Source organism: Bradyrhizobium betae (assembly GCF_004123905.1).
GTDB lineage: Bacteria > Pseudomonadota > Alphaproteobacteria > Rhizobiales > Xanthobacteraceae > Bradyrhizobium > Bradyrhizobium betae_A.
Genome location: NZ_MZXW01000016.1, coordinates 340,296 through 362,594, shown reverse-complemented (window position 1 = coordinate 362,594; position 22,299 = coordinate 340,296). Strand labels below are relative to the sequence as shown.

The following is a 22,299-nucleotide window of genomic DNA, read 5'->3' as shown; positions in this document are numbered from 1 at the left end:
GGTCGCCGCACCGTTGTTGGTGAAATTGATCGCAGCACCGGACTCTGTCGATTCGACCCAGAGCCCCTGTCCGCTGACGGTCTGGCCGGCGTTGATCGCGCCGGTCACGGTCCCGCCGGAGTTGAAGCGCTGGTGATAGTCGGTCGAACTCGTCGATGTCGCGTCATCGTTCATCGTGGGAAGCGTCACCGTCGTGTTACAGGAGACGGCATTCGGACCGCCCGAGAGCGACCCAGATACGGTACACGCGGCAAAAGCTTGGCCGGAGTGGCCGGCGATGCCGGCCATCAGGACGCCGGCAAACGGAAGGCCGGCGAGAAGGACGCGCCTGAGCGCTGCCCACGACTGTCGAAACTGCTGCATCTATGCCGCCTGGCTTGTGGCCCTCTTCGCGGGGCACGCTCTAGAATTGAAAGGTGTCGAACCCGGATTGCCGGGCGACGCGTCAGGCCGACGGCTGCTTGGCCTTGCGCAGATAGGGCAGGACGGTGTCGAAGCTGCCGAAGCGCTTGACGGCATCCTCGTTCGAGACCGATCCGGCAATCACGACGTCTTCACCGGGCATCCAATCGGCGGGCGTCGCGACCGGGAACTTGGCCGTGAGCTGGAGCGAATCGATGACGCGCAGGATTTCCTGGAAATTGCGGCCGGTCGTCATCGGATAGGTGAGGGTCAGCTTGATCTTCTTGTCGGGCCCGATGACGAACACTGACCGCACGGTCTGGTTGTCGGCTGGCGTGCGCCCTTCCGATGTCGTCCCGGCATCTGCGGGCAGCATGCCAAACAGCTTGGCGACCACGAGCTCCCGGTCGCCGATCATGGGATAATCGACCTCGTGGCCTGTCGCCTTGTGGATGTCGCCCTTCCACTTGTTGTGATTCTCCACCGGATCGACGGAGATTCCGATGACCTTGACGTTGCGCTTGTGGAACTCACTCTTGAGGCCGGCCATGGTACCGAGCTCGGTGGTGCAGACCGGCGTGAAATCCTTCGGATGAGAGAACAGCACCGCCCAGGAATCGCCGATCCAATCGTGGAAGCGGATATCGCCTTCGGTCGTTTGCGCTTCGAAATCCGGCGCCGTGTCATTGAGTGCAAGTGCCATCGTGCATTTCCTTCCGTCGTCATTCGGCGCGTCGCCATAGCGCGCCTCAGGGCCGCAAAGGCGAGCTGGCCGGCCTCCAGTCGAGGCTGTGACCGCGCGTCGCGCCCTGCTTGATCTTTGAGGCCGGAAACCGGCCAATGTGGATAGCCCCACCATCGGGACGTTGATATCTGCGCCCGGCTCTACCGAAAGTCATGGTGTCGTTCTGAAAAAGTTCTTAAGCATCGCGCCATGGCAACGAGTTTCATCATCGGTCCGTTTCGCCTCGACGGGAGCACTGCGCTCCTGTTTCGCGGTGGCGTTCCCGTGCAGCTTGGGCAGCGCGCCATCGCAGTGCTGCGCGCGCTCCTCGAGCAGGCGGGAAATCCGGTCTCCAAGGACGCGCTGATCAAGTCTGCGTGGGACGGACTCATCGTCGAGGAGAGCAATCTGCCGGTCCAGATCGGGGCGCTGCGCCGGGTGTTCGGCCAAGAGCCGGGCGGCGAACGCTGGATCGAGACGTTGCCCAAATACGGCTACCGGTTTGCCGGCCCGCTGAAGCTTGACCCGCATGATCGCGCTGCTGCGCCGCCTGCGGCTGCGGCGTCTCAAGCGGCGACCGAAATGCTTCCGCTGCCAGCCCAGCCAGCCGTCGCAGTCATGCCGTTTCAGAACATGAGCGGCGATCCGCAACAGGAGTATTTTGCGGACGGCGTCGTCGAGGAAATCATCACGACGCTTTCGCGCTTTCGTTCGCTGTTCGTGATCGCCCGCAATTCCAGCTTCACCTACAAAGGCCGTTCCGTCGACGTGAAGCAGATTGGCCGCGAATTGGGGGTGAGTTTCGTCCTCGAAGGCAGCGTACGCAAATCGGCCGATCGCGTGCGCATCACCGCCCAGCTGATCGATGCCTCGACCCGCGCGCATCTGTGGGCTGACAGGTTCGACGGAGCGCTCGATGATATCTTCGACCTGCAGGACCAGATCGCGCGGCAGGTGGTGGGGCTGCTGGTGCCGAAGCTCGAGCATTCCGCGATCGAACGCGCCAAGCGCAAGCCGACCGAAAGCCTCGGTGCCTACGAATATTACCTGCGCGGCACGGCGGCGATCTACCGCTTCACGATCCGCGAAGCCAATGTCGAGGCCTTGCAGCTGTTCAAGCGTGCGATCGAACTCGATCCAGAGTTTGCGTCCGCCTACGGCATGGCCGCTTACTGCTACGTCAAGGACAGAACCAACCGGTGGCCGACCGACGATCTCGCGCGCGACATTGCCGAAACCGATCGCCTGGCCCGTCACGCGATTCGTCTGGGCAGCGACGACGCGCTCGCGCTGGCGACGAGCGCCGGTGCGCTGGCCTATGTCGTTCGCGATCTCGACACCGGCGCCGCGTGCATCGATCAGGCGCTTGCCGTCAATCCCAATCTGATGTGGGCGTCTTATTTCGCCGGCTTCATCAAGAGCTGGGTGGGCGAGCCGGAAGCGGCCGTGGTGCATCTGATGTATGCTATGCGTATCAGCCCGGTCGATCCGCTGATGCCTCTGATGCAGGCGGCGACCGCACATGCGCACTTCTTCGCCGGCCGCTACGGCGAGGCCTCATCCTGGGCGAATGCGGCCCTGCGCGGCACACCAAAGCTGCTGCCGGCCTTGCGCATCGGCGCATCGGCAGACGCATTTGCCGGGCAGATGGAGTCCGCGCAAAAGGCCGTGGCCCGGCTGCTCCAGATCAATCCAAACGAGCGCGTGTCCAATCTCGAAGCGATCTATGGACCCTATCGCCGTGCGGACGATGCCTGGCGGTACGGGGAAGGCCTGCGGAGGGCCGGGCTGCCGCTGTGAGCGACGTCAGCTTGGCGCCGCGCCAATCCCGATCTGGCTTTTACCGGGCGACGCGGAAAAGCGATGTCAGGCCGCGGTCGCCGGCGGTAGCGCCAGCACCGAAAAGATCGCCTGGGCATCGCGCGAGGCGCGGAGCTTCTTGGCGATGTCCTGGTCGCGGAGCAGGCGGGCGATGCGGGCGAGGGCCTTGAGGTGATCGGCGCCGGCGCCTTCGGGGGCGAGCAGCAGGAAGACGAGATCGACCGGCTGGCCGTCCATCGACTCGAAATCGATCGGACGCTCGAGCCGCGCGAACAGGCCAAAAATCTTTTCGAGCTTGGGCAGCTTGCCGTGGGGAATGGCGACGCCGTAGCCGACGGCGGTGGTGCCGAGCTTCTCACGCTGGAGCAGCACCTCGAACACCGCGCGCTCGTTCTGCCCGGTCAGCTCGGCAGCCTTGGCCGCGAGCTCCTGAAGCGCCTGCTTCTTGCTGTTGACCTTCAATGCCGGGAGAATCGCCTCGGGCGCGACCAGATCGGTAATCGGCATGGAAGGTTTCCGAGGTGAATTAAACCGTCAGGTTCCGAATTGGCCGGCTCGATCAGATCGAGCCCGGCCGGCGTCAAGAAGGTGAAGCAGGAGGCGGACTTAGCCCCGATCCTGATGTGGGGCGCTTCTACTCCAACGCAATCCCGGTGCCAACTCCTGCGTGCGGCTTTGCCACGGTCATTGTTAAGGGCTGCGGTTGGTACGGGCCCTGCTTCCGGCCCTAGCCCCCCGATTTGGCGCCCGGCGGGTCGATCCAGCCGACATTGCCGTCGGCCCGGCGGTAGATGATGTTCACCCGGCCCGAGGAACCATGCTGGAATACCAGGCAGGGTGCCCCGCTGAGGTCGAGTTCCATGACGGCCTCGCTGACTGAGAGCTGCCTCAGGGAGGTCGTGGCCTCGGCGATGATCACGGGGCTGTAGCCGGTGACCTCGTCCTCGTCGTCCCCCTCGCCCGGCGCCTCCAGCACGTAAGCCGTGGCGTCCAGGGCGGCGAGCGCGGCGGAGGCGACATGGGCCTTGCGCGCCGAGCGGTCCTTGAGCCGGCTCTTGTAGCGCTTGAGCCGTTTCTCGATCATCAGGAGCGCCTGGTCGGCGCTGGCATAGGCGTCGGGTGCGTTCGAATCGGCCTCCAGCGTAATGCCGGAATCAAGATGCAGCGCGCAATCGGTGCGGAAGCCGAAGCCATCCTTGCTCAGCGTGATGTGGCCGGAATAATTGCCGTCGAAATATTTGCGCAGGACCTCTTCAGTCCGGTCGGTCACGCGGCCGCGCAGGGCCTCGCCGACGCTGACGCTCTTGCCCGAAATCCGAAGAGTCATGTGATACCTCGCTTGGTTTGCGCCCGGCAGCGATGACGCCTCATCGCAGCCGAGGTTTCCCTGCGCATGATCTTCCCGGAAAACCGCGGTGCACTTTTCCGGATCATGCGCGTGCTTGGATCGGTCGCGAATGGGAGATGAGAGTAGCGCGATTTCGCGCCAGCGCAATCAGGCCGGCTCGGTGTTGCGGGAGCGATCGGACATCGCAGTCGAGAGGACGTTACCAAGAGCGCTCTGCTTGTCGCGGCGGCGTTGCACCGAGGACGGAATGCGCATGGCTTCGCGGTACTTCGCGACCGTGCGGCGGGCAATATCAATGCCCGAAGCGCGCAAGCGTTCCACGATGGTATCATCCGACAGGATCGCGGACGGTGCTTCCGAATCGATCAGCTGCTTGATGTGGTGGCGCACTGCTTCGGCCGAATGCGCCTCGCCGCCGTCGGCCGAAGCGATCGAGGCCGTGAAGAAATATTTCAACTCGAATGTGCCGCGATTTGTCGCCATGTATTTGTTGGCGGTGACGCGCGACACCGTGGATTCGTGCATCTGGATGGCGTCGGCGACCGCCTTCAGATTCAGCGGCCGCAGATGCGCCACGCCATGGGTGAAGAAGCCGTCCTGCTGGCGCACGATCTCGGTTGCAACCTTCAGGATGGTGCGGGCGCGCTGATCGAGCGCACGCACGAGCCAGGTCGCGTTCTGGAGCGCGTCGGTGAAATAGGACTTGTCGCCGTCCTTGCCGACCTTCTTCGACAGTTGCGAATAGTAGGTCTGGTTGACCAGCACGCGCGGCAAGGTGTCGCTGTTGAGCTCGACATGCCAGCCGCCATCGGGACCCGGACGGACGTAGACGTCGGGCACCATGGTCTGGAGCCGCGCCGAGCCGAACTTCATGCCGGGCTTGGGATTGAGGCGGCGGATCTCGCCGATCATGTCGGCGATGTCCTCGTCGTCGACGCCGCAGAGTTTTCGCAAGGACGCGATGTCGCGCTTGGCGAGGAGATCGAGATGCTCGACCAGGGCCTGCATCGCGGGATCGTAGCGGTCGAGCTCGCGCAGCTGGATCGCCAGGCATTCGCTCAAGTTGCGCGCGCAGACGCCGGGCGGATCGAATTTTTGCAGCACGGCAAGGACGCCCTCGACGTCGGCTTGCGATGCGCCGAGACGCTCGGCGGCCTGGCCGAGATCGGGCGGCAGATAGCCCGCCTCGTCGACGAGGTCGATCAAATACTGGCCGATCATGCGCTGCGCAGGGCCGGTGAAAGCGACCGAGAGCTGTTCGGCGAGATGGTCGCCGAGCGTGGTTTCCGCAGCGACAAAAGCCTCGAGATTGTAGTCTTCGTCACCGGAGGCGCCGCCGCCCCATTCGGTGTAGGTGGTCGGCGCGGCATCCTGGGCGTTGCGCGCCGCAGCCTCGGCCGGCTCCTCGGAGAAGACGTTGTCCAGACCCGTGTCCAGGGTCTGCTCGATCTCGGCGCGGGTGCCGAGATCCTTGCTCATCCATTCTTCCTGGCCCGGCTCAAAGGCTTCGCCCGGACCGCCGCCCGGCTCGTCGTTGTGGCCGCCGTCGCTATCGTTGAACTGGCCGGCCTCGGCCGGGGACTCGCCCGCGGGGGCCTCGTCGTTGGCCCGTTCCAGCAGGGGGTTCCGCTCGAGTTCCTCTTCGACGAACGTCGTGAGATCGAGATTGGACAATTGCAGCAGCTTGATCGCCTGCATCAGCTGCGGCGTCATGACCAGCGACTGCGATTGCCGGAACTCTAATCTCTGCGTTAGCGCCATGAAGCAAGAACCGATCCCAAAAGTTGGTCCGATTTTTGCTTATCCTAGTCTTGGCACGATGTACACGGCTTGACGAACTGGAAAAAAGGGCTAGAGGCGGAATTCCTCGCCAAGGTAAAGGCGCCTGACGTCCGGATCAGCAACGATCTCATCCGGGCTGCCCTCGGTCAAGATTTCACCGGCATAGACGATATAGGCGCGATCGGTGAGGCCGAGCGTCTCGCGGACATTGTGGTCGGTGATCAGCACGCCGATGCCGCGGTTGGTGAGATGGCGGACGAGGTCCTGAATGTCGCCGACCGCGATCGGATCGATGCCCGCAAAGGGCTCGTCGAGCAGCATGTAGTTCGGACGCGTCGCCAGCGCGCGCGCGATTTCGACGCGGCGGCGCTCACCGCCGGATAGCGCGATCGACGGCGATTTACGCAGGCGCGTGATGTTGAATTCGTCGAGCAGCGAGTCGAGCTGCTGCTCGCGCTTCTTGCGCGAGGGCTCGACCACTTCGAGCACGGCGCGGATATTTTGCTCGACGGTGAGGCCGCGGAAGATCGAGGCTTCCTGCGGCAGATAGCCGATGCCGAGTCGCGCGCGCTGATACATCGGCAGCTTCGTGACGTCGTGACCGTCGAGCTCGATCGCGCCGCGATCGGGCTTGATCAGGCCGGTGATCATGTAGAACACGGTGGTCTTGCCGGCGCCGTTCGGGCCGAGCAGGCCGACCGCTTCGCCGCGGCGCACATAGATGCTGACGCCTCGCACCACCTGGCGGCTGCCAAAGCTCTTTTCCACGCTATGCACAGCCAGGAAGCCCGGCCGCTTCAGAAGCTGCGGCCCGCCGGCGCCGTTCGGCCTGGCGGCAGCCCTGACCGGGTGCACCGCCTGGGCGCGCGGCGGCTCGACTTGGTAGTCGGCCTGATAGTCGCTTTCGTAGTCACCCTGGAATTGGTCGGGCGCGTGCATCGGCTGGTCACGGGCGATCGGAGGAGCATCCCTGACAGGGCTGGGCACGAGACCGCCGACGCTGTCCCCGAGCGTGGTGATGTCCTGACGCGCAAAGCCTGGCCGGCCGCGCTTGGCGGGGCGCCGACGGAACATGCTGAAGAGATCGACCATCCCCGCCTTCTAGCCTTCCAAGCTGATCCTGCGCGATATTCGCGCGATCGGCCGCACCGGCCTTTCGATTCGCCGACGCAGCATGAGTGAAGGGATGTCTCATGCCCAGTGAAACACGCCCGAAAAGCGGCAGACCCCGCTTCGAAAGCCCTGCGCGTTAGATACAGTCTCGCCGGGCAAGCTTCAACCTCGGATCGGGAGCATCTGACCCAAGCCGTTGAAATAGCGTCCCGAATTTACTTTTGCTTACTCGGACCGGGCAATTGCAGAGGCGGGGCAGCGCCGGGAGCCACCGGCGTCCCGCATTTTCCGTTCTGTCCGCCTTGGGACTGGATGAACAGGCCTTGCACCCTGCCGCTGTCGGACTCCACCCGCGAGACGCCGGTGGTCATGTCGACCAGAAGGCGGTCACCGCGCAGCACGTTCTGGCACTGGGTCAGCACCACCTGGCTCCCAGCACCGCCGAGCATGGTGATGAGATTGGTCTTGGTATCGAACACCGCGGTCTCGCCAGTTACGACCTGATCCTTCTGGGTGACCACGACATTGCCGCGTGCCTCCAGCCGCTTGATCGAGGAGCTGCCGCCCGGACCTGGTGTCGCCGACTGCATCGGTGCCGCCTTCGCGCCTTTTGCAGATGCGGCCTGGGCTGGCGCAGGCTGTGGTGTCGCCGGCTTGTCGCCGCCCGACTCGTAGAACACCACCAGCGTCTTCGAGGTCATGGTGGTATCGCCCTGCACGACCTTCACATTGCCGGAGAAGGTCGCCTCCTTCTTCTTGTCGCGCATCTCGAGCGTTGCAGCGTCGATCTGGATCGGCTGATCGCGGTTCTGCGAGAAGCCTTGCATGGCGTTGGGCACGCCCTGCGTCACGGCTTGCGCGTGAGCCTCACCGGATGCGATCAAGACACTGATGATTAGCGCGGACGCGCTAACGATGGCGCTGCGCTTGTCTCCGTTGCGCGAAAAAAAACTCATCATGAAAATCACTTTGAATTGGCAGATTTGTTCTTGGACTTCGGCGGCGGCGGTGCGGGCTCGACCGGCGCGGGCTGAGCGGCGGGATCATCCAGCTTGTCCAGATGCATCACCACATTGCCTTCGAAGCGAATGACGTCGCCGCCTTCCGTGATCCGCAGCCGATCGGCCGTCAGCGTGCCGTTGGTCAGCTTGACATCGACATGCTCGTCCGACGAGACCGTGCCCTTGTTCATGTCGACGAAGGCGGAGTTCAGCCGCGCCTCATAGCCGGTCGAGGTGCGCAGGAAGATATCCTTGTGCAAATCGAGCTGCTGCTGCTTGTTGTCGAAGCGGCCGGTGCGGGCGTCGAGGAACATGGTCGATTGATCCTCCATCAGCACTTTCGCGCGCAGGTCGGAGAGATCGACATGATCGGGATCGGTGATGTCCTGCGTCGCGGTCTTGGCCCAGAGCTCGTAGGGCCGCTGGTCCGGGGTGAAGCCGGACATATGCGGCGATTCCATCGTGATCTTGGTGCCCGTCACCACGAGATTTCCGGAGTCGAGTTTGATCGGGATCTGGAACGGGTTCAGAAAGGTCGAGACGGCGACGATCGCGGCCATGGACGCAGCCACCGTCACCGGCACCGCGATGCGCAGAATCCGCACCAGGCGGCTGTGGCGCGCCGCGCTGGCAAACTTCGCCGCAAGCGCGGCGTCGTAGGTGGGATTGTGGGCCGAATTCACCTGATCTCCCGAGGTGCCGCTCGCCTGTCCGGTTAACGGGCGTGCCATTGTACCCGGCGCCGCTCAAATATGCAGCCCGCGACAGGCCGCAGGAAAGTGTCCGAAACGGGGCGGCAGACCTAACCTAACGGCGCCCAAACGCCTCAGGAATGCGCGAAAATGTCCTCTTCTTCCCAGCCCTGGAGATCGAGCAGGCAGCGGGTCGGCAGGAAGTCGAAACAGGCCTTTGCCAGCGCGGTGCGGCCTTCCCGGACCAGCATGGCGTCGAGCCGCTCACGCAGGCCGTGCAGATGCAGCACGTCGGAGGCCGCGTAGGCGAGTTGCGGCTCGGTCAGGCTGTCGGAACCCCAGTCGCTGGATTGCTGCTGCTTGGAGAGGTCGACATTGAGCACCTCGCGGACGAGGTCCTTGAGGCCATGGCGGTCGGTGTAGGTGCGGACCAGGCGGGAGGCAATCTTGGTGCAATAAATCGGGCCGGTCATGACGCCAAAGGTCTGGTACAGCACCGCAACGTCGAACCGCGCAAAATGGAAGATTTTTGTGATCGCGGGATTGGCCAGCAGGGCCTTCAGGTTCGGCGCATCGGTATGGCCCTGGGGAATCTGCACCACGTCAGCGCTGCCGTCGCCGGGCGACAGCTGCACCACGCAGAGCCGGTCACGGTGCGGGTTGAGCCCCATGGTCTCGGTGTCGATCGCCACCGCTCCGGTGTAGCGGGACAGATCGGGCAAATCGCCGCGGTGCAGGCGTACGGTCATGGCGTGTCAAAACCTTGGGTCGAATCGGTCTGTCGGCATCATAAGCTAGTCGGATGGCCTGCGATGTAGCCACTGCCGGCTGGCGGCGCAAGCGCCAGCGCCGTCAGATCGCGGCCAGCATGATGCAGATCATCGCGGCGACCGTGATGCGGCTGGGGCCGTCGCGGAAGGCGTATAGAATCGGATCGTCGGGCATCTCGCGGCGCTGCGCCATCATCAGAGCGCGGCCGAACCAGTACAGCAGCAGCGGGTTGAGCAGCCACAGCATCCAGGGGCGGCTGTAGAGCGGCGTCACAGCCGATGAGGACACATAGAGCGAGAACACGGTCACCGCGTTCATCGCGCTCGCCGCCGCCATGGCGCCGATGATGTGCAGATCGGTGACGCGATAGTCGCGGTTGGAGGGATCGGCGAGGCCCGCGGTCTCGCGCATGCTGAGCTCGCTGAAGCGCTTGATCAGCGCCAGCGAGGTGAACACGAACAGCGAGAAGATCAGCAGCCATTCCGACAGCACCACGCCGACACCGACGGCGCCGGCAATGATGCGCAGCGTGTAGAGGCCGGCGAGCGTGACGACGTCGACCAGCATCTTGCGCTTGAGCACGAGCGAGTAAGCGATCGTGGTGGCGAGATAGCCGCCGAGCACGCCGAGGAACAGCGGCGAGATGCAGAGCGAGGCTGCGACTGCGAACAACCACAGCGCGGGGATCGCTGATAGCGCGGATGAGATCGGCAAATCACCTGCCGCAAGCGCGCGATGGCGCTTGGTCGGATGCTGCCGATCGGCTGCGAGATCGAGCAGATCGTTCATCAGGTAGGCGCCCGACGCACAGGCCGAGAACGCCATGAACGCCAGCAGCGCGTAGCCGAGCGTGGCAAAATTCAACTGATGCGCGGTGATGACAGGCACGAACACCAGCGTGTTCTTGGCGTATTGATAGACCCGCAGCGCCTTCGCCCAGGTCTTCAGGCTGACACGGCTGCGGCTTCGATTGTCGATGCGGTCGATCGAGCCGCGATCGAACGGCAGCTTGTCGCTCGTGGAAAGATCGGCCGGCGTCACGACGCCGTCAAAGCCAAGATGCGCGGCGATGCCGGCGGCATGACCGGCAAAGCGCCCCGCGACGAGATAGATTTTTGCGCCCCGCGCCCGTGCCGCCAGCGCCTGGTTCAGCACGTCGGACTCATAGGGCAGATGGGCATAGTCGATCTCGGCCCGCGCCAGGATCGCCGTGAGCGCCGCCATGCCCGAGCGTCCGCCCGCGCCGAAGCGGGCGAGCATGAGGGCGGGCCTGGAGAACAGCGCCTCCATCAGCAGCTCGGACCGCAGCAGGGCGCCTTCGAGATCGATCACAAGCGCCCGCGCAACCGCCGGGGTTGCCGACGGTGTGGGGACGCCAGAATCGTACTGACGGGCAGGCTGCTCCATCCGAAAACGCTCTATTGACCGTGACATGACCGGCCCCAAGAGGCTGAGAGGACCGGGGAGCAGGGAAATGGACGGACGCGAGCCTAGGGGGCATTCGCTAAGGCCGGCTTAATTCGGCGGGACGAGGGGCGGGCGGCCGGGCCGCGAGCTGTTGCCCGGATCCCACAACCCGGCGGGAGCTTCGCGTTCCGGCAGGGCTTTTAGCGTGTGCCCCGTGGACATCGTCCCCGCCCACCCTATCTGCCAGTTTCGCGCGCCCGCTCGGCGCGCTCAGCAAAAATCAGGTGGTCATGACCGAACAGACGCTCGCTGCGCCTCTCGACGATCAACAGCAAACCCAGCGTGGCTTTACGCGCTACCAGGCGCTCCTCATCGCGCTGCTCGCGTTCACGCAATTCACGATCATCCTCGACTTCATCATCATGTCGCCGCTCGGCGCCATCCTGATGCCGGCGCTCGACATCACGGCCACCCAGTTCGGCGTCGCTGTGTCCGCCTACGCGTTCAGCGCGGGACTGTCGGGCATCCTCGCGGCCGGCTTTGCCGACCGCTTCGATCGCAAGCGCCTGCTGTTGTTCTTCTATGTCGGCTTCACGCTCGGAACGCTGCTCTGCGCCGTCGCGCAGACTTACCACGTGCTGCTGATCGGCCGGATCGTGACCGGATTGTTCGGCGGCGTGATCGGCTCTGTCGTGCTCGCCATCACCACCGATTTGTTCCCGCTGCACCTGCGCGGGCGCGTGATGGGCTTCGTGCAAACGGCGTTTGCCGCCAGCCAGGTGCTGGGCGTTCCGGCCGGGCTGTTTCTCGCCAATCACTGGAGCTGGCATGTCTGCTTCATCGCGATCGTCGGCCTATCGATCGTCACGATCGCAATCATCGCCTTCGCCATGGCGCCGGTCGACGCGCATCTGAAACTGAAGCAGGACAGAAATCCGTTCCACCATCTGATCGCGACGATCGGAGAGCCGCGCTACACGCTGGCCTTCGCCGTCACGACGTTGCTGGCAACGGGCGGCTACATGCTGATGCCGTTCTCCAGCGCCTTCACCGTGAACAATATCGGCATCGACATGGTGCATCTGCCGACGATCTATCTCGTCTCCGGCCTGTTCAGCATCGTCACGGGGCCGCTGGTCGGAAGGGCGAGCGACGCGTTCGGCAAATACCCGACCTTCGTGTTCGGCAGCGTGGTCTCGGTGATCATGGTGCTGATCTACACCCATCTCGGCCACGTCTCGCTTGCAACCGCGATCCTCGTCAATGTGCTGATGTTCGTCGGCATCTTCTCGCGCATGATCCCGTCGCAGGCGCTGATGTCGGCAATCCCCGATCAGAGCCAGCGCGGCTCGTTCAGCGCGATCAGCGCATCGCTCCAGCAGCTCTCCGGCGGCCTTGGCTCGATGCTCGCCGGCGCGATCATCGCGCAGGCGCCCGATGGCTCGCTGCTCCATTTCGACCGGATCGGCTACGTCGTCGTCGCCTCGGCGCTCGTCTCGCTCGTCGCGATGTATTTTGTGCAGAAGGCAGTGGCGGAGAAGGCGGGGAAGAGGGTGGTGTGAGGCCGCCAGCAACGGATCAGCGCCGCAGCGATGCGAGGATCGCCGCCCTGCCATCTCTACCGATCGGAGGTAGCTCTATTTCGGGTCCAAACCCCGCAAAATTGGTGCCTAGGAAAGGACCGGATCGCCACCGCCCAAAAGCACTCGATTTGCTGGGTTTCGAACCGCGCCGGTCTGTCGTTGGGTGCCGGTGCTGTGTACCGTTTTTCAATTCCCGAGCGCGAGGGAGCCTCAAGCGCGGATCGTGATTTCGATGGCATCAGGCGAGATCCCAAAGAGGCGGCAATCCCCCGCTTAGCCTGCGGGATGGTGGCAGGCTGAACTGATTCATCGACCAGGGGTGATACGCGCTCACTGAGCGAACCTGTCTGCTTCCAGTCCGCTCTGTCGTCGAACCCTGAACCAACGAATCGGTCACTTCGCTTCCCGCTCTGGGCTCAACGCCGGCAGGTTCGTGATGCTGCTCGCGACGTCGAGGCAACTTGGCGAAAGGTTGGCGAACTCCTCGATCTCTTCTCCAGGATGTTTCCGTATAAAAGCAGCGTGGTGCAGCCCGCCGGAATCGGCCGGCGGGCTGCACCACCTGCATCGAGAGCAAAAGGTACTCGGCTATTTCAACGGAATGATTGTCATTGTCCCGTTGGTGGTGTTTCCGTCGACACTGTTGTTCCCGTAGGAACTGACCACGCCGCCTGACACGCCGGCGACGCCTGTCGCATTGGCCGTGATGGTGGCCTGATTGAGGCGGATGTTCGCCCCGGCACCGATGGCACGAACGCCATAGCCCGTGTTGCCCATCATCAGCGCATTGTTGTCCAGCGTCACGCCGATCGGCGCACCGCTAACGATGACGACGCCATCCTGCCTGTTGAACTGCATCACGCCGCCGTGAATCACGGCCGAGACGCCCGCCGAGCTGCCGCTGGTGTCGATCGCGAGACCGAAGGCATTATTGTAGGCGGTGATGTTGGTGAGATCGACCTGGGCGCCGCCGCCCGATCCCGGATTGACCTGGACAGCCGAACCGGTCGTGGCCGTGCCGTTACCGCTAATGTTCGACCCGAAAATGGCCAATCGACTGAACGCCGATGGCGCGAACTTGACGCCGTGCCCGTAGGGCGAGGCCGCTCCAAAACCATAGATGGAACTGCCGTAGATTTGGAGCAACCCCCCGGTGTTGAACAGAACGCCGTTGTCGCCGGTGCCCGACCCTCTCAATTCCAGATTCACCAGAGTCACCCCCTTGTTGGCCGGTGCGTTGATGGTGATGGCGCTGCCGGAGGTCACGGTGATGTACGCCCGCTGACCGGGGTTGTTATCGCCCATGCCGGAAATGCGGATGCCCTTGGTGATCGTCACGGGGCCAAAGTCGGCGACCGCATCGAGGGCCTGGACAATGCCGCTGTCGTTGGTCTGATCGTGCGCGCGCTGGAACGTTCTGCATTGCGACGCGAACGTACAGCTGTTGGCGTCATTGCCCGCCGACGAGACATAACTGAAGTTGTTCTGGGCCGAGGCGCCTGTCAGGCCCGCAAACACCGAGATTAGAACGACCGCAACGAACCCAACGATCCTGCTATGCATTATGAGCTCTCCCGAAATGATTTGTTTGTGCAACGCACATCGCTAGAAAAATGCACGTCGCGGTGACGTGTGGTCTTACGCGAAAACAATGTCAGGCTAACTGCGTGTCGATCATCACGTCAAGCACTGTTGCGCTAGGTATCCACCAACCGATCTCAGAGTCCCGGAAGTCGACCCGTCACGCTTGGCACAGCTCCCGGCAAGAAGTCAGGGGCAAGCTGAATTGCGGGAGGAGGAGGCGCTGGACCTCGCACGGTTGGATCGACATGAGCCAGACCCGGCAGACCACCGGGGACTGGCGCCCATCCAGCCGCTTCGACCGGCACGCTGATTGTGGGCTCTCCCGGGAGCGGCAGTTTGAGCGTAACCGTACGTCGATCCTTTTCCAGCGCAGTCTCTCGCCCCTGAATGCGACGCAGGACCCAACCGGAATGCGCCTGCCCCACCTTGAGCCGAACGACGGCACGGTTTGCCGAATCGAAAAAGACCGCAATCCCTTGTTCGTCGTTCACCACGGTGCCAACCAAAGTGAGACTGGGAGCCTCGGCGACCGGAGCCGGCGGTTGGATCATCGGCACCGGTGGCGGCGGCGGCGCCATCATTGGCGCGGGCGGCCGGCGCGACGATGAGAAAACCGGTCGCTCGCGCGTCACTGCGAGGGCGGCGAACGGAATCCCCCACAGCGGATTGCCGCGTTGCTCAAGGTCGGCGCGTTCGGGGGCTGGGGAGCTCTCGCGGGAAGCGGGCCTTGTCGGCGTGAGGGAGACAGCAACGCTCGGGCCGCCTCGCGCGGCATCGAGTTCATCCGGAAGGTCACCGCGCGTGTTCGCGTGTGCAGCGATGCCCCCAAGCACCGCGGCGCCAACAAGCAGCCCAATGGGAAAAACGCCCGGTCTGGTCACCAATTCACTCGTGAGGACTGCAGAAAAGCAAATAGGGAATGGTCTAAGAAGTATATCTGTCGGGTACGCCTATCACAATTTTGCCGGGAGCGGCATCCGGCATGCCTTGAAGCTGGGCTTTTTGTCCCTGGAAAGCGGAGCCTGCTGTTTTTATACGGAAACATATCCTGAATTTTTTAGAAATTGCAGCCGCGTCCTTGTCGCGTAGTCCACCCTTAGGCACTGCTGGGTAAGCACCCAATGCAAAGCAGACCGTATCTGCGCTCCAGCCCATCTTCGCCGTCCGTCAATATTGGACGTGCGTCGATGCCGGCGAGCCCCATCATCTGCATGAAGCCGAGCCGCCTCGGCTCAGACCTCTTGGCGGCCCACACCTTCGCCAACTGTGCGAGGGCTTGGCTTTTTCGAATCTCGGCCACCGCGAGGTTAGGGGTCCGCAGCGAGAATTTTACCACGGCTCCAATGCGGGCCTGAAGGTCAAAACCGGCCTCGCCTAAGCACCTATCGGAAAAGCCAGCATCGAGCGATCGTCGTCCAAGATGCGGAGGACGTCGGACGGTGTCCGCATCCTGAAATTCCAGTGCGAGGAATCCGTGTCGAGGTAGATGTAAGACATTCGATAATTCATAGCGCTGTGTCCCGGTCAGCGACTCAATTCCCCTGCAAATCAGCGATTTCAACCACTTGGGTTGGGGGTGGTGCCCAGGAAAGGACTCGAACCTTCACGGCCGTTAAGCCACTGGCACCTGAAGCCAGCGCGTCTACCAATTCCACCACCTGGGCATGCCGTTTGGGGCACGGAGGCGGTTACTACGGTTCGGTGACGCGGTTGTCAAATGATGCTTGGAGGGTGCGTGGGGATGCGGATTGCGCATCGCACACCGGCCCGATACAAGCCTGATAACACGCACTCTTCCCGCAGGAACGGACCATGGCATCGAATCTGGAAACGCTCGTCACGGTTTTCGGCGGATCGGGGTTTTTGGGCCGGAATGTCGTCCGCGCGCTATGCCGGCGGGATTACCGGGTCCGGGTCGCGGTGCGGCGGCCGGAATTAGCCGGGTACCTCCAGCCGTCCGGCAAGGTCGGGCAGGTCCATATCGTCCAGGCCAATTTACGCTACCCGACCTCGGTCGAGGCGGCGCTGCGTGATTCGGACGTCGTGATCAATCTGGTCGGCATTTTGACCGAGGGCGGCGCGCAGAGCTTTGACGCCGTCCAAGCCAAGGGTGCAGAGACCGTTGCCAAGGCAGCTGCCGCGGCGGGCGCGCGCCTGATCCATGTCTCCGCGATCGGCGCCGATGCCGAATCGCCCTCGCGCTATGCCAAGGCCAAGGCGGCCGGCGAAGCGGCGGTATTGGCCGCGGTGCCGTCGGCCACGATCTTCCGCCCCTCCGTGATGTTCGGTCCCGAAGACCAGTTCACCAACCGCTTCGCGGCGCTGGCGCGGATGTCGCCGGTGCTGCCGCTGATCGGCGCCGAGACCAAGATGCAGCCGGTCTATGTCGGCGACGTCGCCACCGCGATCGCGGATGCCGTCGACGGCAAGGCCAAGGCGGGCGCGACCTACGAGCTCGGCGGGCCGGAAGTGCTGACCATGCGCGAGATCATCGAGGCCATCGTCGCCATCGCCGATCGCAAGCCGACGCTGGTGCCGCTGCCGTTTGGGCTGGCCCGCTTCCAGGCCAACTTCCTGCAATTCGCCCCGGGCGCGTTGAAGCTGACGCCGGACCAGGTCACGCTGCTCGCGCGCGACAATGTGGTGTCGGATGCGGCGAAGGCGGCGGGCCTGACGCTGGAAGGGCTCGGCATCGCGGCGGATTCGCTGGAAGCGATCGCCCCGCAATATCTCTGGCGTTTCCGCCCGCAGGGCCAGTTCCAACGCAAGAGCGCGTGAGCGCTTTTCTTAACCTCGCCCCGCTTGCGGGGAGAGGTCGGATCGCTCTTGCGATCCGGGTGAGGGGGTACAGGTCTTACGGACATCTCCCGTGTGGAGAGAGGCCCCTCACCCCAACCCTCTCCCCGTAAGAACGGGGCGAGGGAGCGCACCGTCAGCGCCGCAACATCTCAAAACTTCAGCTTCTTGAACACCGCTTCCGGCAGCGTCTTGATGATCAACATCACGAGACGCCATTTGCCGCTGACATAGACGACGTCGGTCTTCTTCTCGACGGCGTTGAGGATCGCATCGCCGACGACTGGCGCGTCGACGGTGAGCGGACCGATCAGCTTCATGCCTTCCGTCATCTTGGTACGAACGAAGCCGGGTTTGACGGTGACCACATGCACACCGCCGCGGCCGGCGCGGGCGCGCAGGCCCGACAGGAAGGCGGAGAAGCCGGCTTTCGCCGAGCCGTAGACATAGTTCGAGGCACGGCCCCGATCGCCGGCGACGGACGACACGCCGACGATGGTGCCATTGCCGCGCGCCAAAAACTTTTCCGCGAACAGGCCCAGGATCAGCGACGGGCCTTCGTAGTTGGAGCGCATGATCGTGGTGGCATGCGCGAGATCGCTCTCGGCATTCACCTGCACACCCAGCAAGCCGACGATCGAGATGACGACGTCGGGCAATGCCGGAAGACTGCTGACAAACCCTTCGAACGAGGCGGTGTCGAGCACGTCGAACTTGGCGAGACTGACTTCGACATTGTAGCGCGCGCGCAAATCGGCAGCGTCAGGTTCCAGCGCGGCGACGTCGCGGCCTGCGAGGCCGACATCGTATCCGGCCTTGGCAAAGGCGCGCGCAGTGGCGCGGCCGATATCGGAGGAGCCACCGAGTACCAACACAGTCTTGCGTGACGTCACGGCTTAAACCTCATCGAGCAGACGTTGTGAAAGTTTTGAGCGGATGTTCCCGGCGGGATCGAGCGATTTGCGAATCGCGTTGAAGCGCGACAGCGCGGGATAGCCGGCCTCGAATATCGCGCGCGACTGACGCGCGTCCTTGGCGAGATAAAGCCGCCCGCCGGCGGCAACAACCAGACGATCGATCTCGTCGAGGAAATTCAGGATGTCGCCCTTCACCGGGAAATCCAGCGCCAGCGTGTAGCCGGGCAGCGGGAACGACAAAATCCCGTCGCCCTGACCGAGTTTTTTCAGCACCGCGAGGAAGGAGGCATCGCCGCGCCGTGCGACGCGGTCGAGGATCTCGCCGAGCACGGCGCGCGCACCTGGCTCCGGAATCACGCATTGATGCTGGAGGAAGCCGCGCCGGCCATAGATGCGATTCCAGTCCGCGATGCTGTCGAGCGGAAAGAAATAGGGATAGAGCGAGACCACATGATCGCCGCCGGCGCGCCGCGCGCCCATGCGGTAATAGAGCCCGTTGAAGGCGCGGATACTGGTGCGGTTCAGCGTCATCGCCGGCAGGTCGATGGGCACCGCGAGCCCGCGATTTTTTCCAGCGGGGAACGCAACGGCGCCTTCGGCAAGCTCGTCTTTGCCGGCGTGCTCGCCGAGATAGATCAGCGAGCGTCCGAGATCGCGCCCGCGCGCGGCACAATCGATCCACGCCACCGAATAGGTCGCGGCATCGCCGGCGTCGAGCGCGCGCATCGCGGCGTCGAGATCGGACGCGGAGATCACCCGTTCGCGGATCCACCCCGTCTCCGCCGGCCGCAGCCGCATCGTCGCTTCGAGGATGATGCCGGTGAGGCCCATGCCGCCGACGGTCGCGAAGAAGGCATCGGAATTTTGTTCGCGCGAGGCCTCGATGGTCTCGCCCTGCCCGGTGCGCAGCAAGATGCTGTCGACATAGCGGCCAAATCCGCCTTCGCAATGATGGTTCTTGCCATGCACGTCGGCGGCAATAGCGCCGCCAATTGAGACGAAGCGGGTGCCGGGCACGACGAAGGGCAGGAAGCCGCGCGGACCAAAGGTGTCGATCAGGTCCGACAACAAGACGCCGGCTTCGAGACGGATGCGGCCCGTCGCCGGATCGAACGATCTGACCCGGTCGAACCCGGTCATCCCGATCGTTCTGACAGCGCCGATCGCGGCATCGCCATAGGCGCGGCCGTTGCCACGCGCCACGGAGCCGGTCACCACGGCTACACCCACGGCCTCGAATGACCGCAGACGCAGCACGTCGCTATCGACGACCGGGAAACGCCCCCAGCCGCTGACGAGGGTCATGGCTCAGCTCCTGTGCGGGGCGCACGCCGCCCGGCGTTGGAAACTGCCTACCGATCAAAAGCTTATATTGCGTTGAGGCGCGTCGTAAGTTTTCGAGAGGTTAACGCCCCAGCGCCAGCGCGATCAGGCCGAGCGTGCCGACGATGACGCGCCACCAGGCGAACACCACAAAACCGTGGCGGGTGACATAGGTCAAAAACGTCTTCACCACGATGATCGCGGTGATGAACGACACCACGAAGCCGATCGCGACGATGCCCATGTGGTCCATCGTCATCTCGGAGCGGTTCTTGTAAAAATCGTAGGCGAAGGCGCCGATCATGGTGGGGATGGCGAGGAAGAACGAGAACTCCGCCGCCGCGCGCTTGTCGGCACCCAGGAACATCGCGGCAACGATGCTTGCGCCGGAGCGCGACACGCCCGGGATCATCGCGATGCACTGCGCGATGCCGATATAGAGATACATCAGCAGCGGAAAGCGGGTGGCGTCGTGCTCGCGCGCCTTGAGATCGAGCCGGTCGACCCACAACAGGATGGCGCCGCCGACGATCAGCGAGAAGCACACCACCCACGGATTGAACAGCATGCTCTTGATGTATTTGCCAGCGACGAGACCGACCACGACCGCGGGCAGGAACGCCACCAGCACGCCGATCACGAAGCGGCGCGCATAGGCATCGCCGGTGAACATGCCGATCGCGACGTCCCACAATTTCTTGAAGTACAGCACGACGATCGCGAGGATCGCGCCGAGCTGGATCAGAACCGTAAACGAATCCCAGAACGCGCCTTCACCAAGATGGAAGAAACGCTCCGCGAGCAGCAAATGGCCGGTCGAGGACACGGGAAGGAACTCGGTCACACCCTCGATGATGCCGAGGATCACTGCCCGTATTGCGTCTGACATATTTACGGTCCATTTCCGCTGGAAAAGCGGGGCTCTTCTCGCCTATTCCCCCAAATGCTGCAATCGCAAAATGCGGCATCACGCCCTTGCTTCGCGGTTTTGAAAGACTAGTGTGGCGCCGCACAAACATTGATGGATTCTTAAGCACCATCAAATAGTCAAAGGCTTCATGTTTACGCTGTTTCATCATCCGTTCTGCCCGCATTCGCGCTTCATCCGTCTGATCGTGGGCGAATACGGGCTCGACCTGAAGCTGGTCGAAGAGCGCAGCTGGGAACGGCGCGAGGCATTTCTGCTGCTCAATGCAGCCGGCACGACGCCGGTCCTGGTCGACGACGAGCAGCCGCCGATCCCGGGCGCGGCCATCGTCGCCGAATATGTCGACGAGGCCTATGGCGCCGGGATGGGACCGAAGCGCCTGATGCCGGAGACGGTCACCGAGCGTGTCGAAGTGCGCCGGCTGATGGCCTGGTTCAACGAAAAATTCTTCGAGGAGGTCTCGCACCCTCTCGTCACCGAGCGCATCTACAAGCGCTTCATGAGCGAAGAGAATGGCGGCGGCGCGCCATCGGCCGACGTGATGCGCGCGGCCAAGGCAAACGTGCGCTATCATCTGGCCTATATCGGCTGGCTGGCGCAGACACGTAACTTCCTCGCCGGCGACCGGCTCACCTACGCGGATCTCGCCGCCGCGGCGCATCTCTCGGCGATCGACTATCTGGGCGACGTGCCATGGAGCGAGGACGACGCGGCAAAGGCGTGGTACGCGCGGGTGAAATCCCGCCCGTCGTTCCGCCCGCTGCTGAGCGAATGGCTGGCCGGCGTGCCGGCATCGCGGACCTACGTGGACCTGGATTTCTGAACTCCGATCCGACTGAACTGAAGGCGGCGCTTGAACGCGAGGCGCGCGCGCTCGGCTTCGACTGCATCGGCGTGACCGAGCCCGGCACGATCGACAACGCCGGAAAGTACTTCCTCGACTTCATCGCATCGGGCGGCCATGGCGACATGGACTGGCTTGCCGCACAGCCGGAGCGCCGGGTCGATCCGCGCGGGCTGTGGCAGGATGTGCGGAGCGTGATCATGCTCGGCGTCAATTACGGCCCCGACCAGGATCCGCTGGCGATCTTGCAGCAGCGCACGCGCGCGGCAATCTCGGTCTATGCGCAGGGCGACGATTATCACGACCTCATCAAGAAGCGCCTGAAGGCGCTGGCGCGCTGGCTGGTTGCAACCGCGCCGTCGGAAGTGAAAGTGTTCGTCGATACCGCAGCCGTGATGGAGAAGCCGCTGGCGCAGACCGCGGGTCTCGGCTGGCAGGGCAAGCACACCAATCTCGTCTCGCGCGAATTCGGCTCGTGGCTGTTCCTCGGCGCGATCTACACGACGCTGGAGCTGCCGCGCGACGATGCCGAGATCGATCATTGCGGCTCGTGCCGGGCGTGTCTCGATATCTGCCCGACGTCAGCGTTTCCCGCGCCTTACAAGCTCGATGCGCGGCGCTGCATCTCGTATCTCACCATCGAGAACAAGGGACCGATCCCGCGCGAGTTTCGCAAGGCCATCGGCAACCGCATCTATGGCTGCGATGACTGCCTCGCGGCCTGTCCGTGGAACAAGTTCGCGCAAGAGGGGCGCGAGGCAAAGCTCGCCGCGCGTGACGAATTGCGTGCGCCATCGCTGGCCGAGCTGGCACGACTCGACGATACGGCGTTTCGTGCGCTGTTCACGAAGTCGCCGGTGAAGCGCATCGGCCGTGACCGGTTTTTGCGGAATGTGCTGATTGCTATCGGAAACTCCGGAGAGGCGGAGTTGGTGGAGGAGGCGCGGCGATTGCTCGATGATGAGAGCGCGCTGGTTCGGGGTGCGGCGGTGTGGGCGCTGGGGCAGTTAATGTCGCGCGAAGAGTTTGACGCGGCGAAGTCTGCTGCGATGGACAGCGAGCACGACGAGAGCGTGCGCGAGGAGTGGGAGCTCGCCTCCTAACCCTCGGTGTCATTCCCCGCGAAGGCGGGGAATCCAGTACGCCGCGGCTTCTCAGCCCGATCATTGCCGCCTCGGCGTACTGGATCGCCCGATCAAGTCGGGCGATGACACCGCCGTTGTGTCCACGGCGCGCGCCTCACCACTCTTGATTTCCCCACCC

18 protein-coding genes and 1 tRNA gene are annotated in these 22,299 nt (G+C 63.7%); 5 read left to right on the top strand and 14 right to left on the bottom strand.

Translation table 11 applies throughout. From position 1 onward, the window contains the following. Positions 1-445: 445 nt before the first annotated feature. Positions 446-1,105, bottom strand: coding sequence for a peroxiredoxin (locus tag B5V03_RS11920; RefSeq protein WP_129270348.1), 660 nt, complete (start codon positions 1,103-1,105; stop codon positions 446-448). A 231-nt stretch (positions 1,106-1,336) separates the two neighbouring features. Here B5V03_RS11920 and B5V03_RS11915 point away from each other — a divergent pair, with 231 nt between their 5' ends. Beyond that, the gene (locus tag B5V03_RS11915; protein ID WP_129270346.1) at positions 1,337-2,926 is read left to right on the top strand and encodes a winged helix-turn-helix domain-containing tetratricopeptide repeat protein; all 1,590 of its coding nucleotides are present in this window, start codon (positions 1,337-1,339) and stop codon (positions 2,924-2,926) included. A gap of 66 nt (positions 2,927-2,992) precedes the next feature. Here B5V03_RS11915 and ptsN read toward each other — a convergent pair whose 3' ends face one another. From ptsN to B5V03_RS11875, 8 genes are all read right to left on the bottom strand, one after another. Further along, entirely contained in the window at positions 2,993-3,454 is a 462-nt protein-coding gene (gene ptsN / locus B5V03_RS11910) for a PTS IIA-like nitrogen regulatory protein PtsN (RefSeq protein ID WP_129270344.1), read from the bottom strand. 220 nt (positions 3,455-3,674) lie between these two features. Next, positions 3,675-4,274: a ribosome hibernation-promoting factor, HPF/YfiA family gene (gene hpf / locus B5V03_RS11905; protein ID WP_129270342.1), complete on the bottom strand. Its 600-nt coding sequence runs from the start codon at positions 4,272-4,274 to the stop codon at positions 3,675-3,677. A 168-nt stretch (positions 4,275-4,442) separates the two neighbouring features. Next, the gene (gene rpoN, locus B5V03_RS11900) at positions 4,443-6,056 is read right to left on the bottom strand and encodes an RNA polymerase factor sigma-54 (protein WP_129270340.1); all 1,614 of its coding nucleotides are present in this window, start codon (positions 6,054-6,056) and stop codon (positions 4,443-4,445) included. A gap of 90 nt (positions 6,057-6,146) precedes the next feature. Next, positions 6,147-7,169, bottom strand: coding sequence for an LPS export ABC transporter ATP-binding protein (gene lptB, locus B5V03_RS11895; protein WP_129270338.1), 1,023 nt, complete (start codon positions 7,167-7,169; stop codon positions 6,147-6,149). 236 nt (positions 7,170-7,405) lie between these two features. Next, positions 7,406-8,149 (bottom strand): LptA/OstA family protein, encoded by a 744-nt coding sequence (locus B5V03_RS11890; RefSeq protein ID WP_164987941.1) that lies wholly within the window; start codon positions 8,147-8,149, stop codon positions 7,406-7,408. A 5-nt stretch (positions 8,150-8,154) separates the two neighbouring features. Further along, the gene (gene lptC, locus B5V03_RS11885) at positions 8,155-8,874 is read right to left on the bottom strand and encodes an LPS export ABC transporter periplasmic protein LptC (protein WP_129271188.1); all 720 of its coding nucleotides are present in this window, start codon (positions 8,872-8,874) and stop codon (positions 8,155-8,157) included. Positions 8,875-9,017: 143 nt separating this feature from the next. Then, complete coding sequence (locus tag B5V03_RS11880) at positions 9,018-9,632, bottom strand: ribonuclease D (protein WP_129270334.1); 615 nt, start codon at positions 9,630-9,632, stop codon at positions 9,018-9,020. 103 nt (positions 9,633-9,735) lie between these two features. Beyond that, the gene (locus B5V03_RS11875; RefSeq protein ID WP_129270332.1) at positions 9,736-11,061 is read right to left on the bottom strand and encodes a UbiA family prenyltransferase; all 1,326 of its coding nucleotides are present in this window, start codon (positions 11,059-11,061) and stop codon (positions 9,736-9,738) included. A 290-nt stretch (positions 11,062-11,351) separates the two neighbouring features. On the opposite strand from B5V03_RS11875, the gene B5V03_RS11870 reads away from it, so the two are divergent. Next, a complete protein-coding gene (locus B5V03_RS11870) occupies positions 11,352-12,623 on the top strand; it encodes an MFS transporter (RefSeq protein WP_129270330.1) in 1,272 nt (423 codons plus the stop codon). A 609-nt stretch (positions 12,624-13,232) separates the two neighbouring features. Here B5V03_RS11870 and B5V03_RS11865 read toward each other — a convergent pair. Together B5V03_RS11865 and B5V03_RS11860 are read right to left on the bottom strand one after the other, a co-directional pair. Next, positions 13,233-14,240 (bottom strand): hypothetical protein, encoded by a 1,008-nt coding sequence (locus tag B5V03_RS11865; RefSeq protein WP_129270327.1) that lies wholly within the window; start codon positions 14,238-14,240, stop codon positions 13,233-13,235. A gap of 1,565 nt (positions 14,241-15,805) precedes the next feature. Beyond that, positions 15,806-15,892 (bottom strand) — tRNA-Leu (locus B5V03_RS11860). A gap of 148 nt (positions 15,893-16,040) precedes the next feature. Between B5V03_RS11860 and B5V03_RS11855 the strand changes: the two genes are divergently transcribed. Continuing rightward, positions 16,041-17,006 carry a complex I NDUFA9 subunit family protein gene (locus tag B5V03_RS11855; RefSeq protein WP_129270325.1) on the top strand — a complete coding sequence of 322 codons (966 nt, stop codon included), beginning with the start codon at positions 16,041-16,043 and terminating at the stop codon, positions 17,004-17,006. A gap of 170 nt (positions 17,007-17,176) precedes the next feature. On the opposite strand, the gene B5V03_RS11850 is transcribed toward B5V03_RS11855, so the two are convergent. From B5V03_RS11850 to B5V03_RS11840, 3 genes are all read right to left on the bottom strand, one after another. Beyond that, positions 17,177-17,917, bottom strand: a complete 741-nt coding sequence (locus B5V03_RS11850; protein WP_129270323.1) for an SDR family oxidoreductase — start codon at positions 17,915-17,917, stop codon at positions 17,177-17,179. A 3-nt stretch (positions 17,918-17,920) separates the two neighbouring features. Continuing rightward, entirely contained in the window at positions 17,921-19,246 is a 1,326-nt protein-coding gene (locus B5V03_RS11845) for an FAD-binding protein (RefSeq protein WP_129270321.1), read from the bottom strand. A 100-nt stretch (positions 19,247-19,346) separates the two neighbouring features. Then, positions 19,347-20,153 (bottom strand): undecaprenyl-diphosphate phosphatase, encoded by an 807-nt coding sequence (locus B5V03_RS11840; protein WP_129270319.1) that lies wholly within the window; start codon positions 20,151-20,153, stop codon positions 19,347-19,349. A 169-nt stretch (positions 20,154-20,322) separates the two neighbouring features. On the opposite strand from B5V03_RS11840, the gene B5V03_RS11835 reads away from it, so the two are divergent. Both B5V03_RS11835 and queG read left to right on the top strand, forming a co-directional pair. Further along, on the top strand, positions 20,323-21,015 hold the full coding sequence (locus B5V03_RS11835; RefSeq protein ID WP_129270317.1) for a glutathione S-transferase family protein: 693 nt from the start codon (positions 20,323-20,325) through the stop codon (positions 21,013-21,015). After that, entirely contained in the window at positions 20,964-22,139 is a 1,176-nt protein-coding gene (queG, locus tag B5V03_RS11830; protein WP_129270315.1) for a tRNA epoxyqueuosine(34) reductase QueG, read from the top strand. The genes B5V03_RS11835 and queG overlap by 52 nt, the downstream gene beginning before the upstream one ends. Positions 22,140-22,299 lie beyond the last annotated feature (160 nt).